14 protein-coding genes and 2 pseudogenes are annotated in these 16255 nt (G+C 40.7%); 6 read left to right on the forward strand and 10 right to left on the reverse strand.

What is annotated here, in order from left to right:
* Positions 1 to 233 precede the first annotated feature (233 nt).
* The 3 genes from VCASEI_RS16895 to VCASEI_RS16905 all read left to right on the forward strand — a co-directional run bounded on the left by VCASEI_RS16895 (position 234) and on the right by VCASEI_RS16905 (position 5386).
* Complete coding sequence (locus VCASEI_RS16895; RefSeq protein WP_197709596.1) at positions 234 to 1229, forward strand: LLM class flavin-dependent oxidoreductase; 996 nt, start codon at positions 234 to 236, stop codon at positions 1227 to 1229.
* Between the two features lie 316 nt (positions 1230 to 1545).
* Positions 1546 to 4938 carry a pullulanase-type alpha-1,6-glucosidase gene (gene pulA, locus VCASEI_RS16900; protein WP_089111166.1) on the forward strand — a complete coding sequence of 1131 codons (3393 nt, stop codon included), beginning with the start codon at positions 1546 to 1548 and terminating at the stop codon, positions 4936 to 4938.
* 265 nt (positions 4939 to 5203) lie between these two features.
* A complete protein-coding gene (locus tag VCASEI_RS16905) occupies positions 5204 to 5386 on the forward strand; it encodes a hypothetical protein (RefSeq protein WP_086958883.1) in 183 nt (60 codons plus the stop codon).
* Positions 5387 to 5499: 113 nt separating this feature from the next.
* Here VCASEI_RS16905 and VCASEI_RS16910 read toward each other — a convergent pair whose 3' ends face one another.
* From VCASEI_RS16910 to puuE, 9 genes and pseudogenes are all read right to left on the reverse strand, one after another.
* A complete protein-coding gene (locus VCASEI_RS16910; protein ID WP_086958885.1) occupies positions 5500 to 5739 on the reverse strand; it encodes a GlsB/YeaQ/YmgE family stress response membrane protein in 240 nt (79 codons plus the stop codon).
* 122 nt (positions 5740 to 5861) lie between these two features.
* Positions 5862 to 6218 carry a DOPA 4,5-dioxygenase family protein gene (locus tag VCASEI_RS16915; protein WP_086958887.1) on the reverse strand — a complete coding sequence of 119 codons (357 nt, stop codon included), beginning with the start codon at positions 6216 to 6218 and terminating at the stop codon, positions 5862 to 5864.
* 3 nt (positions 6219 to 6221) lie between these two features.
* Positions 6222 to 6839, reverse strand: a complete 618-nt coding sequence (locus VCASEI_RS16920) for an NUDIX hydrolase (protein WP_086958889.1) — start codon at positions 6837 to 6839, stop codon at positions 6222 to 6224.
* A gap of 126 nt (positions 6840 to 6965) precedes the next feature.
* On the reverse strand, positions 6966 to 7865 hold the full coding sequence (locus VCASEI_RS16925; protein ID WP_086958891.1) for a dienelactone hydrolase family protein: 900 nt from the start codon (positions 7863 to 7865) through the stop codon (positions 6966 to 6968).
* A 393-nt stretch (positions 7866 to 8258) separates the two neighbouring features.
* Positions 8259 to 8498 (reverse strand): annotated as a pseudogene (locus VCASEI_RS19905) (urate hydroxylase PuuD); the annotation flags it as partial.
* A 122-nt stretch (positions 8499 to 8620) separates the two neighbouring features.
* Positions 8621 to 9560: pseudogene (locus VCASEI_RS16930) on the reverse strand (urate hydroxylase PuuD); the annotation flags it as partial.
* 93 nt (positions 9561 to 9653) lie between these two features.
* The gene (locus tag VCASEI_RS16935) at positions 9654 to 10187 is read right to left on the reverse strand and encodes an ureidoglycolate lyase (protein WP_086958895.1); all 534 of its coding nucleotides are present in this window, start codon (positions 10185 to 10187) and stop codon (positions 9654 to 9656) included.
* A 171-nt stretch (positions 10188 to 10358) separates the two neighbouring features.
* Positions 10359 to 10874, reverse strand: coding sequence for a 2-oxo-4-hydroxy-4-carboxy-5-ureidoimidazoline decarboxylase (uraD, locus tag VCASEI_RS16940; RefSeq protein ID WP_086958897.1), 516 nt, complete (start codon positions 10872 to 10874; stop codon positions 10359 to 10361).
* Between the two features lie 78 nt (positions 10875 to 10952).
* The gene (gene puuE, locus VCASEI_RS16945; RefSeq protein ID WP_086958899.1) at positions 10953 to 11873 is read right to left on the reverse strand and encodes an allantoinase PuuE; all 921 of its coding nucleotides are present in this window, start codon (positions 11871 to 11873) and stop codon (positions 10953 to 10955) included.
* A 471-nt stretch (positions 11874 to 12344) separates the two neighbouring features.
* On the opposite strand from puuE, the gene uraH reads away from it, so the two are divergent.
* The 3 genes from uraH to VCASEI_RS16960 all read left to right on the forward strand — a co-directional run bounded on the left by uraH (position 12345) and on the right by VCASEI_RS16960 (position 15723).
* Positions 12345 to 12698, forward strand: coding sequence for a hydroxyisourate hydrolase (gene uraH / locus VCASEI_RS16950; RefSeq protein ID WP_089111167.1), 354 nt, complete (start codon positions 12345 to 12347; stop codon positions 12696 to 12698).
* Positions 12699 to 13060: 362 nt separating this feature from the next.
* Positions 13061 to 14407: an NCS2 family permease gene (locus tag VCASEI_RS16955; protein WP_089111168.1), complete on the forward strand. Its 1347-nt coding sequence runs from the start codon at positions 13061 to 13063 to the stop codon at positions 14405 to 14407.
* Between the two features lie 317 nt (positions 14408 to 14724).
* Positions 14725 to 15723: a substrate-binding domain-containing protein gene (locus VCASEI_RS16960; RefSeq protein ID WP_086958905.1), complete on the forward strand. Its 999-nt coding sequence runs from the start codon at positions 14725 to 14727 to the stop codon at positions 15721 to 15723.
* 76 nt (positions 15724 to 15799) lie between these two features.
* Here VCASEI_RS16960 and VCASEI_RS16965 read toward each other — a convergent pair whose 3' ends face one another.
* Complete coding sequence (locus tag VCASEI_RS16965) at positions 15800 to 16174, reverse strand: DUF805 domain-containing protein (protein ID WP_086958907.1); 375 nt, start codon at positions 16172 to 16174, stop codon at positions 15800 to 15802.
* Positions 16175 to 16255: the final 81 nt, after the last annotated feature.

The raw sequence follows: 16255 nt of genomic DNA on the forward strand, positions 1-16255 counted from the left end.
TTTGAAATCAATATCACAAATTAACGCTTATCTAGCAATGAATAAAATTAAAATAATCATAATTACGAGCATTCAATAAGAATAAGTTATTAAATAACAGCACGAGCTTTCAATACTCTGCTCATTCGGGCGGTCATCTAACCAATAGGGTTATTTCTAAAATTGAGTAATCGGTTGCGAATATTCCCAGACAAGATTAAGGTCTGTCAATGAACCAACCTACAGGAGCTATCATGTCTGTCCTCAAAAATATTCCGTTTTCCTTACTTGAATTGGCCCCAATGCGCCAAGATTCCACCGTTGGTGAAACTCTGCAAAAAACGTTGAAATACGCACAACATGCCGACCATTTAGGCTATAACCGGTTTTGGCTTGCAGAACACCACAACATGGCTGGTATTGTTTGTGCCGCAACCTCCGTCTTGATTGGTTATATCGCTGGCGGTACTGAAAAGATTCGGGTTGGTTCTGGTGGCATTATGTTGCCCAATCACCCACCTCTCGTGGTGGCAGAGCAATTTGGCACATTAGAAAGCCTGTATCCTGGGCGTATTGATCTGGGCCTAGGCCGAGCACCGGGCAGTGATCAAATTACCAGCCGCGCACTGAATCGCGATGAAAAACGAGCAGATGAATTCCCAATCGAAGTCGAAGAGCTGCAAACCTTACTTGGCCCTTATAACGGCTTTAGCCAAGTTCGAGCGATGCCCGGTGAAAATACCAATGTACCAATTTGGTTACTTGGATCAAGCTTGTTCAGCGCACGCTTAGCGGCAGAAAAAGGCCTACCTTATGCCTTTGCTGGTCACTTTGCCCCGCGTTTTATGCATGATGCGATTGAGGTTTATCGAAACGAATTCCAACCTTCAGAAGTACTCGACAAACCCTATGTGATGCTTGGTTTGCCCTTAGTGGCAGCAGAAACCGATGAAGAAGCAAACTACCTTTCAAGTACTTCTAAACAACGCGCATTATCATTAATTCGTGGTACAGAGTTATGGCTACAGCCACCAGTAGACAGTATGGATGACTTATGGAATGAACAAGAAAAAGCGTATGTGGATAATTTCTTAGCCTTGTCCATCACAGGTGGCCCTGCGACGATCAAGCATCGTTTAGAAATGATGGTGAAGCAATTAGGCATCGATGAGTTTATCTTCACCAATGATTTATATGATCATGACAAACGTTGCAAAGCAATTGATATTTTAGCGGAAATCAAAAAATAGCGTATAACAGACCAGATATACCAACCAACACAACTATGTTAAGACGAGGATAAACTCTCGTCTTTTTGTTTACCTTGTTTATTTACTTTCAAAATAAAACACACCTGCACATTTCTCTCATTTTTACCATTCGGTACATGCAAACCTATGTCTTCACTGCACATAGTGTGACAATTCCGAAATTATGATTATTCCTTTCATTTCAAACTGATAAAACAATGAAAAACATCACGGTATGCGCATAGTAAAGCGCTTTACTTTCTGTCCTCTGTATTTCACTACCGCCATTAAACAAGAATAAAATAAGGACAGAAACATGCAATTTTCTCAAAGAGAATGCGTTCAACATAGATTTTTTAAAAAGAAACCCTATCGATATAAATTCAAAACTCTAATGCTCCCCATTCTTACAACGGGGTTTTTAATCGGGTGTAATGACGCCAGTGATGAAACTAATCACGATCCCGATACACCAGCGACTGAAAACTATTTTGATACCACTACCCCACCAAATTTCGATATTGTCTTGCCAAAAACTAACGGCCCAATCGCTAAGTTAGCAGGCAGTGAACCAGTAGCCGATCCTATTGCACCTAGTGAGAACCAAGCCGTTGTTTATTTTGTGACAAAACCCGATACCAACGCTGATTACCGTCAATACAGTTTGTATACTTGGAATGATGGTAATTGTGACCGAGCCGACTCAACATGGCTAAAAGATTGGAGTGACATTTCAAATACGCCAACAGGTATTGATCAATATGGTCCTTACTGGCAACTGCCATTAAAAGAAGGCGATCGTGATTGCTTAAATATCATTATTCGTGATGCCGATTTAAACAACCAACTGGGCAGTGATGCCAGACCAAGTTTAAGCAAGAGCAACCATAACATAGCCTTAATTTCCGGCAGCACTACCGCTTATCCCAACCGAGAAGAAGCTTATTTACAACTCTCAGGCATTGCTAATGCACAAGCTCACTTAATCTCTGGAAACCAACTAGTATGGAAAAACGCTCCCACAACAGCATCTGAATATCGTCTCTATGTCTCACTCGATGCTAAAATCGAATTGAATGATCGTTACCAATACACTCAACCTTATGTGGTAATGACTCCTTCTAGCTTAACCGCAGAGCAGCAAATTAAGTTTCCTCAATTAAATAAAGACAGTGTGACATTGTCACTTAATGACGAGCTTAATATTCGAAATATTATCAAGGCTCAACTTGTCGCGATTGCCGTTGATAATGAAGGCAACGTGCTTGCGGGCACTCAAATTCAAACAGCGAATAGTTTGGATGCCCTTTTTTCAAGCAACGCTCAAACCGTTGAGCTTGGTTCAACAATCCAAGAAAATGGACAAACCCAATTTCAAGTTTGGGCACCTTCAGCACAAAATACCGTATTAGTTCTATTTGATGATGATAAAAAAGAACGTGGTCGCTTACAAATGGACTACAACGCTAATAACGGTGTTTGGTCAGTCACAACAAATAAAGCGACATCTGGTTCGTATTACTTATATGACACCACGGTATTTCACCCTGCATCCCAAAAAATAGAACATTATGAAGTAAGCGATCCTTACTCATTAAGCCTATCCACCAATTCTGTTTATAGCCAAGTAGTCAATTTAGATGCCCCTGAATTAAAACCACAAGGCTGGGATGATTTACAACGTCCTGTGAAACAAGATAACCCAGCGGACTTCATCATTTATGAATCCCACGTACGTGACTTTAGTGCACAAGACCAATCCACTCCGGCGAATTATCGTGGAAAATACTTAGCTTTTAACCAACAAGATTCTGTGCCAGTCAAACACATGCAATCTCTCAGCCAAAGCGGTGTCACTCATTTGCATCTATTGCCCATTTTCGACATTGCCACCATTAATGAATCCAAAGATAAAGTGGCCAATATTGATCAGCCATTCAGCAAACTATGCCAAGTTAATAATAAGATAGAAAGCAGTGAATTTGCCCACTATTGTAGCTCAGGTCTAAGCATTACCGAGGTGCTTGCTACGTTAACTGAATCCGATTCTTCTGATCACCCAGCAGTGCAATCTTTAAACCGTTTAATCTCTGAAACCGATAGCTTTAATTGGGGATATGATCCTTTTCATTACACTGCTCCTGAAGGTTCATATTCGACAAATCCTGAAGGTACACAGAGAATTGTCGAAACTCGTCAAATGATTCAAGCGATTAAAAATAACATTGGAATGAATGTCGTGATGGATGTGGTTTATAACCATACTAATTCAGCAGGTCCAGATAACCACACTTCCGTTTTAGATAAAATCGTCCCTTGGTATTACAACCGGTTAAACCCGATAACAGGCACTGTGGAAAACTCAACGTGCTGCTCCAACACCGCACCCGAACATGCCATGATGGGGAAATTAATCCGTGATTCACTAGTTGTCTGGGCGCGTGAATATAAAATCGATGCCTTTCGTTTTGACTTAATGGCACACCACCCACTTGCCCAAATTCAAGATGCATTGAAAGCAGTTCAAGCCGTTGATCCAAAAATTTATTTTTATGGTGAAGGATGGAATTTTGGCGAAGTCGCTGACGATGCTTTATTCGTTCAAGCTTCACAAGCGCATTTAGCAGGAACAGGCATTGGTAGCTTCTCTGACCGCCTGCGTGATGCCGTACGTGGCGGCAGTCCGTTTGATAGCCAAGAAGGTATTCGTAAGACACAAGGATTTGGTAACGGTGCTTGGGTTCAACCGAACGATATAACAGAACAAGCCTTATCAGATGCACTACACAATACCGATCTCGTACGTTTAGGCATGGCGGGTAATTTAAAAGCATTCCAATTTATCGATGCGAACGACACGTTAGTGAGCGGTGATCATGTGGATTACAACGGACAACCTGCCGGTTATGCACAAGATCCAACCGAAATACAAAACTACGTATCGAAACACGACAACCAAACGTTATGGGACAATAATCAATACAAAATCGCTTATAAAGCCAGCTTAGATGAACGTGTTCGCATGCAAGCGGTCTCTCTTGCCACCGCGATGCTTGGTCAAGGCGTTCCATTTACTCATATGGGTTCGGAGATACTTCGTTCGAAATCAATGCAACGTGATTCGTATGATTCTGGTGATTGGTTCAACAAAGTCGACTTTACTCTACACGATAATAATTGGGATAAAGGATTACCACGACAAGACAAAGATGGAGAGAACTACTCTATTATCACCCAAGTGATCGATACCCACAGTGTCAGCGCTAAACCAAGTCATCAGGAAATAGCTAAAATGGTGGATTACTACCAAGATCTTGCCAAACTGCGCCATACTTACCCCTTATTACGCTTGGGAAAAGGTAAGGAAGTGATCAAACGAATTGCTTTCCACAATACTGGTAGCGCTCAAATCCCAGGGTTAATTGTAATGAGCATTGATAACGGCACGAATGTAAGTGATTTTACTCATGAAACCTCGAGTCATGACCAACTTGATGGTTTGATTGTTACGATTAACGCTTCACCGAATCCAATAACATTCACTCTGCCTGTCACTGGCTTTGTACTAAGTTCGGTCTACCAATCCGATCTTGCTCAAGGGGTATTAATTAAAGGCTCAACACTCACTCTGCCAGCATGGACACCTGCAGTATTGGAGTTACCTCGCCAAGACGAGCGAGGGATTGGCATCCCTGTTTCAATGAATTAATACCGAAAAAAAATTTAATATTTATAACAATAAAGGCGCTTACTTTTAAAATAAGCGCCTTTTGCTTTTCTGCATTTTCTTTTAGTTAATTGATGTATCGCAATTTTAAAACAAAAAAAACATTGCATTGAATGAAGTGGCTTAAGTTCCCTAACCCATCAGTGATATTTTCACGAACTAATATTGCATTTTTAATAGGTGCGTAAACAGAATGTAAGTCGTATTGTTACTAAGATATTACATTTTGTTACACTTAGGAGGGGCAATGAAAGTTCTCGTTGAATATACAGAAACTGGTATGTATAAAGATTATTCTTGGGGAAATCCAACCATGCGTACCAAAGGTCAATTACACGCCGTTGAACCAGCGTCTGCAGCGACTTTAATCAAGGCTCACAAAGCCTGTTTATACAAAAATGAAGATGGTGAAATTGTCATTCAACGATAAAATCTACCGTCAATTAATGATAAAAAATGCTGCCATTAATCACTTAATGACAGCGCTTTTATTATAGCCTAACTACTTAATCAGCATTGGGTATACCGATATTCAAAAATCAGTTACGACTTAATTAAGCGAGAAATATAAAGTAATAGGACTGCACCCACAGTTGCTGTCACTATCGAGCCAATAAATCCACCTGACGATAAACCTAGTAAGCTAAATGTAAAACCACCAACAAGTGATCCAACAATACCAATAACAATATTACCGATAACCCCAAAGCCGGAACCTTTCATTATTTGACCAGCTAACCAACCCGCTATCGCACCAATAATTAGGAATGTAATAATCGACATATACTTCTCCTGTTTTGATTTATTTTGCTCAATATGTCCAAGTGAATCACTTCAACATTCTTTTACAAGAATAGTTAAATTTAATGAAAATCTATAATTATTTCATCAAATTATTTTTGTTTTTAAGAAAATGCATCTAAGTTTAAATTGGCTGGTTCACCGAGCCAATCCAGTCGCTCAGTATGGTCGACATAATCATCACCCGTATCAGCGTGAATTAATATCGTCAAACCATCTCTATGCTCCTCTAACCAAATAATAAATGAATCAAACGCACGACTATTAAAAATAACTTGGAAACTCCAGTTAGGGTGCGGTCCTACAAGCTTTGTATGAAAGCGCCCAATCACGAAAGGAAACTCATTAGAAATAAGTGACCGTAACTCCTGAGCTTGCTGTTGTGTCACTTCATCAAAATACACATGAGCATGATATTTTGAGTAATCATTTTGCAATACTTTTAAAGGAACTGGGCTCATCAATTAATCCACCATGACTTGCTGTGTTGGGTTATGGTAAGACTCAAAAATCATGTCGATATCTTGAGGCAACACTCGACTTAGCGATAATTCAGGGATGTTACTTCGCTCAAAAAATCCAATTTCGGAAATTTCAATATTGGTCAGCGCTTCTCCTGATACAAAATCGCACAAGAAAAACATTTTATAAATATGAAAGGGAAAAATGGGACGATAGTCATGTACTGCTCTATCTTTAATTGCCACTAGTCGAGCATTATCCACTACATAACCAGATTCTTCATACACTTCTCGGATCACACCTTGAGTGGGTGTTTCACATACATCCCCCCAACCGCCCGGTAATGTCCATTTGTTATCCTCACGCTCTCTAACAAGTAAAATTTTATTATCTTTAAGCACGCCCGCTCGTACATCCACTTTTGGCGTAGGGTATCCTGTTTCCGGAATAAAAAGATTCTGTACCTTTTCAACGGGTGTATCACTCAATTCCGCCAGCATCTTATGTGCAATATCTGCCACACTATCAAACCGTTCTAAATCATATTTATCTGTTGAATAAGCATGTCCAGCTTGGCTTAATGCTTGAAGCTGCTTTGCCCAATCTAACCACTGGCTCATCTGCCAACTCCTCAAAGTCTATCACTTTAAGTATTCAATAGCTTAATTATTCAATAACTTAAGTATTCAAAACTAGACAAGCATACTTATCTTCGCTATCACGCACAATGACTGATGAGGCAAAAACTACACTAAGGTTTTATTAAACAACTCTAAAGTTCTGTTCCAAGCAAGATCAGCCTCTTTTTCGGAGTATCTACCCGTTGAATCATTATGGAATCCATGCTGAGTATTTGAGTAAATATGGGCGACATAGTCAACATTCGCTTGCTTGAGATCTTGTTCATATTCAGGCCATGTTGCATTCACTCGCTGATCTTCACTCGCAAACTGCAACACCAGCGGAGCTTTAATCTTTTTACGAAGCGATTTTTCTGCCGGTGTACCATAAAAAGGTACGCCAGCGTTTAAATCGCCACCTAACGTTGCGGCGAGCATATTCACAATGTAACCACCAAAACAAAAACCTACCGCGCCAAGCTTGCCATTACTGCGTTCGCTGGCCTTTAAGTAATTCGCAGCAGCAATGAAATCCTCTTCCACTTTCACTTTATCTAATGAGCTTTGCATGGTTCGACCTTGATCGTCATTTCCCGGATAACCACCTAGGCTGTACAAAGCATCTGGTGCAAAGGCAATAAAGCCCGCTTTTGCCAACCGACGAGCCACATCCTCAATATAAGGGTTCAAACCACGATTTTCATGAATCACCAACACGACTGGTAACTTTCCGGTTTTATTGGTTGGTTCAACATAATACCCTCGGCCTTCTCCATAACCTTTTGGTGACGGAAACGTTCGGTAGCGACCAACAATATCAGGGTCATTAAACGAAACCTGCTCAGCTTGTGCATAGTTTGGCAATAGCGCTGCCGTTAAAGTCGTCATGGTAAAACCTAGTGCCACTAAACCACCTAAACGTGAAAAAAATTCACGCCTATCAATGATCCCATGAGCGTATTCATCGTACCAATTAAAAGCCTCTTGCGGAATAGGCCTATCATTTGTCATCGACGCTTCTGTCATCAGTCTTTCCTTCCGTGGTTTAATCGTTTTTTCATGGATGATCAACGTAAAATACCAAGATGAGTTATCAGTATTTACATTCAAGTTAACTTAATACCCAGCGTCATGAAACCGCTACGTTAAGTAAAGTAAATTAGCCACCGTATTAACTATAACAAAGGTCACAAGTTTTGCTTTAAACCAACCAAGAAAGAATCAAAAAGTAAGAAGATTAAAAAGTACTCGCTTTCAAGAGAAACAGAACCTCGCCTCTTGGTGCACTGAAAATAAGTCTACCCTTACACTTTGGTCGGGGCGCACGAAGTGGTGTAAACACATTTCAGGACGGGACACCTTAAATACAAAAAAAGGCACCCGAAGGTGCCAAAGGCTTATTACATGACAACAAGAAAATTAAATTTTAGCCCCTTGATTGACCCAATCAACCACAAGATTACGTTCTTCATCCGTCATTTTCGTTAAGTTACCTAACGGCATCACACGGGTTTGAACTTGAGATTGAATACGCGGTGCATTAATTTGAATTTCTTCTGCTGTGTCCAACATTACACCTGCTGGTGCGGTCGCAAACATGTTGCTCGTTGGGGTTGCAGAATGGCATTCCACACAACGTTCAGCAATTACCTTCTTAACCTGAGTAAAAGCGGAAGGTACGGCTGCGCTATCCGCACTGGAGGTTTGATCAGCTTTGTTATTAACGTTATTTTCATTCGCTTTCGTCGTAGTGGTTTCAACGATTTTTTCAACATTTTCAGCTGGAGCTTGTTGAGCCACTGGCGCGGTCGGTTGAGACATGCTTGGCATTTTATTCGAGGTTACAAATGCAAGACAAATCATACCTAACACTGCAACAGGAACCGCCCATGCAAACTTCTGGCTGCCGTGACGCGTGTTGAAATAGTGACGAACCAAAATACTAAATACAGATAAACAAGCCAAAATTAACCAGTTGTACTCTGAACCATAGGTACTTGGGAAGTGATTACTGATCATAATGAACAGAACGGGTAACGTTAAGTAGTTATTATGACGAGAGCGCAGCAAACCTTTTGCTGGCAATGCTGGATCAGGCTCCGTGCCCTCTTCAATCGCTTTTACTAAGTTACGCTGGGCAGGCATGATAATGAAAAATACATTACCCACCATGATCGTACCGATGATGGCACCAACATGAATATAAGCGCCACGGCCACTAAACACTTGGCTTAACCCGTAAGCTGCTCCAATTAAGCACACAAACAATACAACACCAAGTAGCATTGGCTTTTTGCCTAGTGGTGAATCACATAGCAAGGTATAAATAACCCAACCACCAATCAAAGATCCGATACCGATGCCAATAGCCGAGCCAACACTTAGCCCAGAACCTGGTGCAATTAAATAAATGTTTGCATTGAGGTAATACACAACGCCCAGCAGTAACACACCGGTTATCCAAGTAAAATAAGCTTCCCACTTAAACCAATGTAGATGTTCTGGCATTTTTGGTGGTGCCAATTTGTACTTCTCAAGATGGTAAATACCCCCACCATGAATGGCCCATAAATCACCCGACAATCCTGTTTTAGGATCGACACGGTTTAAGTTGTTTTCTAACCATACAAAATAGAACGAGGCACCAATCCAAGCGACACCCACTATCATGTGAACCCAGCGGATAGAGAGGTTGAGCCATTCCGTAATATGCGGATCCATAATAATTCTCCTTAACTTTTCCTTGTCTAGAACATCAATACTGTTGGATGTTCTTCAATAGACGGCGTTAGAGTATCCGTACCCTACAATCGATTAGTCGACTTTGGGTAGATTATCTAGTGACAAGATTACTTTTGTGAATTCATCAAAGTACACTTCATCACAGTTATTGCCTTCACCGGCACGATCAACGATTAAGAATTGATCGTCTGGTTGCAGTGCAAGTACTGGATGATGCCAAACCCCTTTGTGATAATTGACACCTTGACGCCCATTACTAAAGAAAGCTCGCAACGCTTGTGGTTGTAAGTCTTCCCCCTTCTCGGCCACGACAATTAAGTACGGGCGACCAAGAAGCGGAATAAATGCTTGAGAGCCTAATGGATGGCGCTCCATCATTTGAACCTGTAATGGGTACGTTAAAGGGGTTGCCTGAAAAATACTGATGATGGGAACACCACCGTTATCTGCCACATCGACATCCGCCATACGGTGATAGCGACGAGTCGAACCGTTATTGATCATAAAGTAGTCACTGGCTTCTTTATCAATCACATCCCCAAATGGCTTAAAAGCGTCCTTGGTTAATGGTTCCACTTTTAATTCAATAGTGGTTTCTACAGTCATGTTATCCCTTCCGTTATTTTTTGCTCTATTGAGCCTGAGTTAGATTCCTTCAAATCTATACTTAAAAACACTCAAAATTGGTGGTTTGGCATATATGACAATAGATAATGTAGCCAACATGCTTTTCACTTATCCGAGTATTACAGACAGTCCTCATTCCCTTTTTATGATTTACATGTCCTGTAGTCGAAACAAAGCGATCTTATTGATCTGCGCAATTGCGGTTGCAAACTCTGTCTCTGCATCGTTATGGATTCTCTCAGCAAATGAAGCCAAGATTTGGTGACGGTTAGCCCCTTTTACCGCCATGATAAAAGGAAACTGGAAACGAGCTTTGTATCGCTCATTAAAATCGGTAAATTGTGAAAACTCTTCAGCGGTGCATTGGCTAATCCCTGCACCTGCTTGCTCGGATGTTGATGCTGCCGTAAGCTCACCATCAATCGCGGCTTTACCTGCTAAATCTGGGTGAGCATTGATTAAATCAAGTTGCTCTTGTGGCGTGGCATCAAGCATCACTTGCGACATGGATTCATGAAGATTTTCAATTGTATTTGAGCGCTCATTTAAGCCTAAATCAAAAGTACGCTCCGCTACCCAAGGGCTATGCTCGTAGATGTCTGCGAACATTTCAACAAATTCCGCTTTCGTCATTTGGCTTGGTTTACAGGTTTTAAATTGGGCCACGGTTCCTTCCTTCTTTTCTAACTTAATGATCAATGCGCTATCTCAACATTCTTGGTCAATACCAAGAGTGTGATGTCTTTATTTATTCAAATCTGGATGAGGATGCGATTCATGCCAATGCTTAGCAATATCCAAACGGCGACACACCCACACTTTGTCGTGTTGTTGCACATATTCCATAAAACGCTTCAACCCTTGAATTCGCCCTGGGCGACCGATCAAACGACAATGTAAACCAACCGACATCATTTTTGGGCTTTCTGCCCCTTCTTCGTACAAAGTATCAAATGAATCTTTTAAGTATTGGAAGAATTGTTCACCGGTATTAAAACCTTGATTGGTCGCAAAACGCATGTCGTTTACATCCAATGTATAAGGGATCACCAATTGTGGTTTTGGCCCTTCCGTATGCCAATAAGGTAAGTCATCATCATACGCATCAGAGTCGTACAAGAAGCCGCCTTCTTCTGCTACCAGTTTACGAGTATTGACACCATTACGGCCGGTATACCAACCATAAGGACGCTCACCGGTGATGTCTTTAATCACGTTAATGGCTTTTTGCATATGTTCACGTTCGGTATCAATATCGATTTTGTGATAATCCAACCAACGATAGCCATGACTGCAAATTTCATGCCCTGAATTTGCCATTTCTTTAATGACATCAGGATTACGCTCTGCAGCCATCCCCACAACAAAAGCTGTTAACGGGTAGTTAAATTGATCAAATAACTTAAGAATACGCCATACACCAGCGCGGCTACCGTATTCATAAATAGATTCCATACTAATATGACGGGCGTTAGGGAAAGGTTGTGCACCAATAATTTCGGATAAGAAAGCTTCAGATTCTTCATCACCGTGTAACGTACAGCGCTCACCACCTTCTTCATAATTCAGCACAAACGATACCGCAACTCTTGCGTCATTTGGCCATTGTACGTGTGGCGGTTGGTTTCCATAACCGATCAAATTGCGTGGATATTCGCTAACCATGAACATCTCCTTATAGTCTCATCTTGAGCGCTAACAGCTTTAATACCACTATGCCTTCATACTTTTTGTCATTAAGGTGGTATATATTTGGCGTATACCGTAAAAGTATACAACCAAGACAAGCCAGTAACTCCGTATCTTTGTTTTATTTATTGTATACAATATATAGAACATGGCAAATAATTTTGTTCACAACTTGTTAACTAGCGCAACTTTTTCTTACTCCTCACCGTTAATACCTGACTTTCCAGTCAACTAATGTTAATTTTTTTCATTATTAATAAACATGAAGCTGTCACGATAAATATTAATATTATCAGATTGTTAGTTTCAACCTTCAAAATAACCACATTATGGATTACCTGATCAATCACCAATTTTTTCATCTATCACCTTTACGTAACACAATGTTGTGTACATAATCAAATTCAAGATGATCACATTTATTTAACAAAGTAAGAAGAGAATATTATGGGAAAATTAACCACACATGTTTTAGATACCGCCAATGGTGTACCTGGCTGCGATATTCGAGTTGAGCTATTTCGCATCACAGATCAAGGCAGCCAGCTGATTAAAACGGTGACGACAAACTTTGATGGTAGAACCGATTCGCCGTTGCTGGAAACCGCTGATTTTGAAGTCGGTAAATACGAATTAATTTTTTATACCGCCAGTTATTTCACTCAAAAAGGGGTCGACTTAGGCAACGTTCCTTTCTTAGATGATATTTCAATTCGCTTTGGTATTAATGATCAAAATAGTCATTACCATGTACCACTTCTTTGTTCTCCTTATAGCTTCTCAACTTATCGAGGAAGCTAACCGGTTATCAAGGTGCGTGCCACATAAATATAAAGAATGACTCAATGGTGATTGGATCACTAAATAAGAACAACGATAAAGCGAAATAATGCAATACGAATACTTTATCGACTTTGAATAAAACTCGTTAGCTGTCGGTTTTATTCAAATCATTCAAACCTAAAATTATTGGAACACTAATTGCATGAATATCCATTCAATTAAAGGCTGCCCGTTTCAAATAAATAAAGGTATACACCATTAATTTGTATAGAGAGCAAGATGTCCTCTAAGGCTTACTTGTGCCTAAAAAACATAAGAAGCTTTCTATCTCAGCTGTTAATTAGTCAGCAAGTAGATGCACTACCACAAGGAATAGAACAGTGAATAATACAGAAACGAAATCACTAAACACCGATTCAAGCACCCCAAAAGGGCTACTCGAACGTTGGTTTAAACTGAAAGAACATGGTACGACTGTAAAGTCTGAGATCATCGGCGGCTTAACCACTTTTGCCACCATGGCTTACATTATTTTTGTGAACCCTTCCATCATGGCAACATCGGGCATGGATGCCGGAGCCTTGTTCGTTGCCACCTGTGTTGGTGCCGCTATTGGTACTTTATTAATGGCATTCTATGCTAATTGGCCTGTGGGTTTAGCACCGGGAATGGGTCTTAATGCTTTCTTTGCTTTTACCGTAGTAGGAGAAATGGGCTATACATGGCAAGTGGCATTGGGCGCGGTATTTATTTCTAGCGTATTGTTTGTCTTAATGAGTTACAGCAGTTTACGTGAATGGATTCTAGACAGTATTCCACACAGTTTACGGTATTCCATGACCGCAGGTGTTGGTTTGTTCTTAGGCCTTATCGGTTTAAAAACAGCGGGTATCGTCGTTGAAAATCCAGCCACTTTAGTGTCTCTTGGCGATTTCACTCAGCCAAGTGCTGTTTTAGCGGCGTGCTGCTTTTTAATCATTAGTGTCTTAAGTGAGCGTAAAATTTTTGGCGCAGTATTAATCGGAATTTTTATCGTAACGATTGTTGGATGGAGCTTAGGCATTGTTGAATATAATGGCATTTTTGCCGCTCCACCAAGCATCGCTCCAACCTTTATGGCAATGGACATTAGTGGCGCACTTGAAATCTCGATGATTAGCGTGATTCTTGCTTTCTTATTCGTCAACATGTTTGATACCGCAGGTACTTTAATGGGCGTTGCTCAGAGAGCTAACTTGATCAACCCAGAAACCGGAAAAATTAAAGATTTACGCAAAGCATTAAAAGCAGACAGTGTCGCCAGTGTTGCGGGTGCTTGTGTCGGCTGCCCACCCGTTACTAGCTATGTTGAAAGTGCAGCAGGCGTTGAAGCTGGTGCCCGTACTGGTTTGTCTTCTGTTGTGGTTGGGTTACTTTTCATTGCGGCAATTTTTGTGTCGCCATTGGCTGGAATGATCCCAGGTTATGCGACCGCAGGCGCACTAATTTATGTCGCCTTTGTCATGATGAGTAGCATGCAACACATCAAATGGAATGACTTTACCGATGCTGCTCCTGCCGCCATTACAGCCTTAATGATGCCATTGACTTTTTCTATCGCCAACGGCATTGCATTAGGCTTTATTACCTACACGGTACTAAAAATAGCAACCGGAAAACAACAAGAAGTCTCGATTTGTATGTACGTACTGACGGCTATTTTTGTGGCTAAGCTCATTTTTATGTAAGAAGAAAATCCTTAATTAAGGATAACGACATTGAAAGAATCGACGTTAATTAAAGACGAAGATTCTGCCCCCAAAAAAGCAGACTCACTCGTCTGTTTTTTTATTATTATGCCGAATATATACACTGGAAAAAAAGGATGGAAACGTTACCATTCACTTATATAATAATTGATACGAATAATTAACTTAACGTGAGACATCACCGATAAATACAAAAAATTTCCTTACAGGTGATCAATTTCAAGTAATAATACGCTCAGTTTCAATGAATACTCTGCAATTCCCGAATCAAAACTCCCAAGGTAAACAGAAATATTATGGCCACCATTAAAGATGTCGCAAAAGAAGCCAATGTCTCCATTGCAACCGTATCTCGAGTTATTAATAAGTCACCGAAAGCAAGCAAGGCTTCTATTGAATCGGTCACGGTTGCAATGAAAAAACTCGGCTATCGCCCCAACGCCGCCGCACGTGCTTTAGTGAGCCAATCAACTCAAACAATAGGAGTACTGGTGGGTGATGTTTCTGATCCTTTTTTTGGTTCTATGGTAAAAGCCATCGATACCGTCGCCAGTCAACAAGGTAAGCACTTACTGATAGGCAATGGTTATCACTCTGCAAAGAAAGAACGAGAAGCAATAGAGTTATTAATCAATCATCGGTGCGAGGCCTTAGTCATTCACAGTAAAAGCCTCACGAGCGAAGAACTCATTAGCTTTGCAGAAGAAGTCCCCGGGCTTGTGCTAATCAACCGTTTCATACCAGACATTGCCGAACGCTGTATCGCACTAGATAACCACAAAGGCTCTTATCTCGCGACCGAGTACTTGATCAAACATGGACATCAGCATATTGGTTATATTTGCTCAAACCACGACATTGAAGATACCCATCAACGTAAAGCGGGTTACTTACAAGCCTTAAAAGATAATGGATTATCTCATTCAGAAAATTATATTGAATATGGATCACCCGATGAGGAAGGTGGTGAGCATGCCATGACGAATCTACTGGCTAAAGGGTTGCCCTTAACCGCCATTGCAACTTATAACGATTACATGGCAGCAGGAACGCTTTCAGTATTAGAAGAAAATGGCATAGAAGCACCAAAAGACATGTCGATCATTGGGTTCGATAACGGGCTTATTGCGAAATATCTGCACCCTAAATTAACCACAGTCCGTTACCCAATTCAGATGATGGCAGAAAAAGCCGCAGATTTAGCATTAAGACTCGCCAACAAAGAAGAAGCTAAGGCAGACACGACTATGTTTGTGCCAACCTTGGTCAAGCGCGTGTCAGTAGAACAAGCTTAATTTTCTATTCTACTTGGTTGTCCAACAATTGGGGGTCACTTTAGTCATTAAGGGTATATATCCTTCCCCCAAACACTTACACATTAAATCCCATTTTAGGGCTAGCACCAAAACGATTGTTGATTCTAGGACCATCGCAGACAAAGAAATACAGCAACACAAACACACCAACAAAGGGAACAAAACCGATAAGGAGCCACCAACCGCTACGGTTAGTATCATGTAAGCGCCTAACCGCGACGGCAATACTCGGAATCAAAATGGCTAAAGCGTAAATACTTTGGAACACCCCTGTATCATATTTATCGCTGTGCAGTCCTAGCATCACATCAACAAAGCTAAGAATGAACGTAATAACAAGGCTCACTAAAATAAAATACCAATACTCTTTACGGCGTGCACGTCCACTGAACGTTGCATACTTTCGCAGAACTTCTAAATACCAACTCATCACTCATCCTTACCGATATTGTCTAAAAATAATTAAACGACTCTTGTATTAAAATAGCATCTTATCATTAATATTTTTTGT

Source organism: Vibrio casei, assembly GCF_002218025.2.
Lineage (GTDB): Bacteria > Pseudomonadota > Gammaproteobacteria > Enterobacterales > Vibrionaceae > Vibrio > Vibrio casei.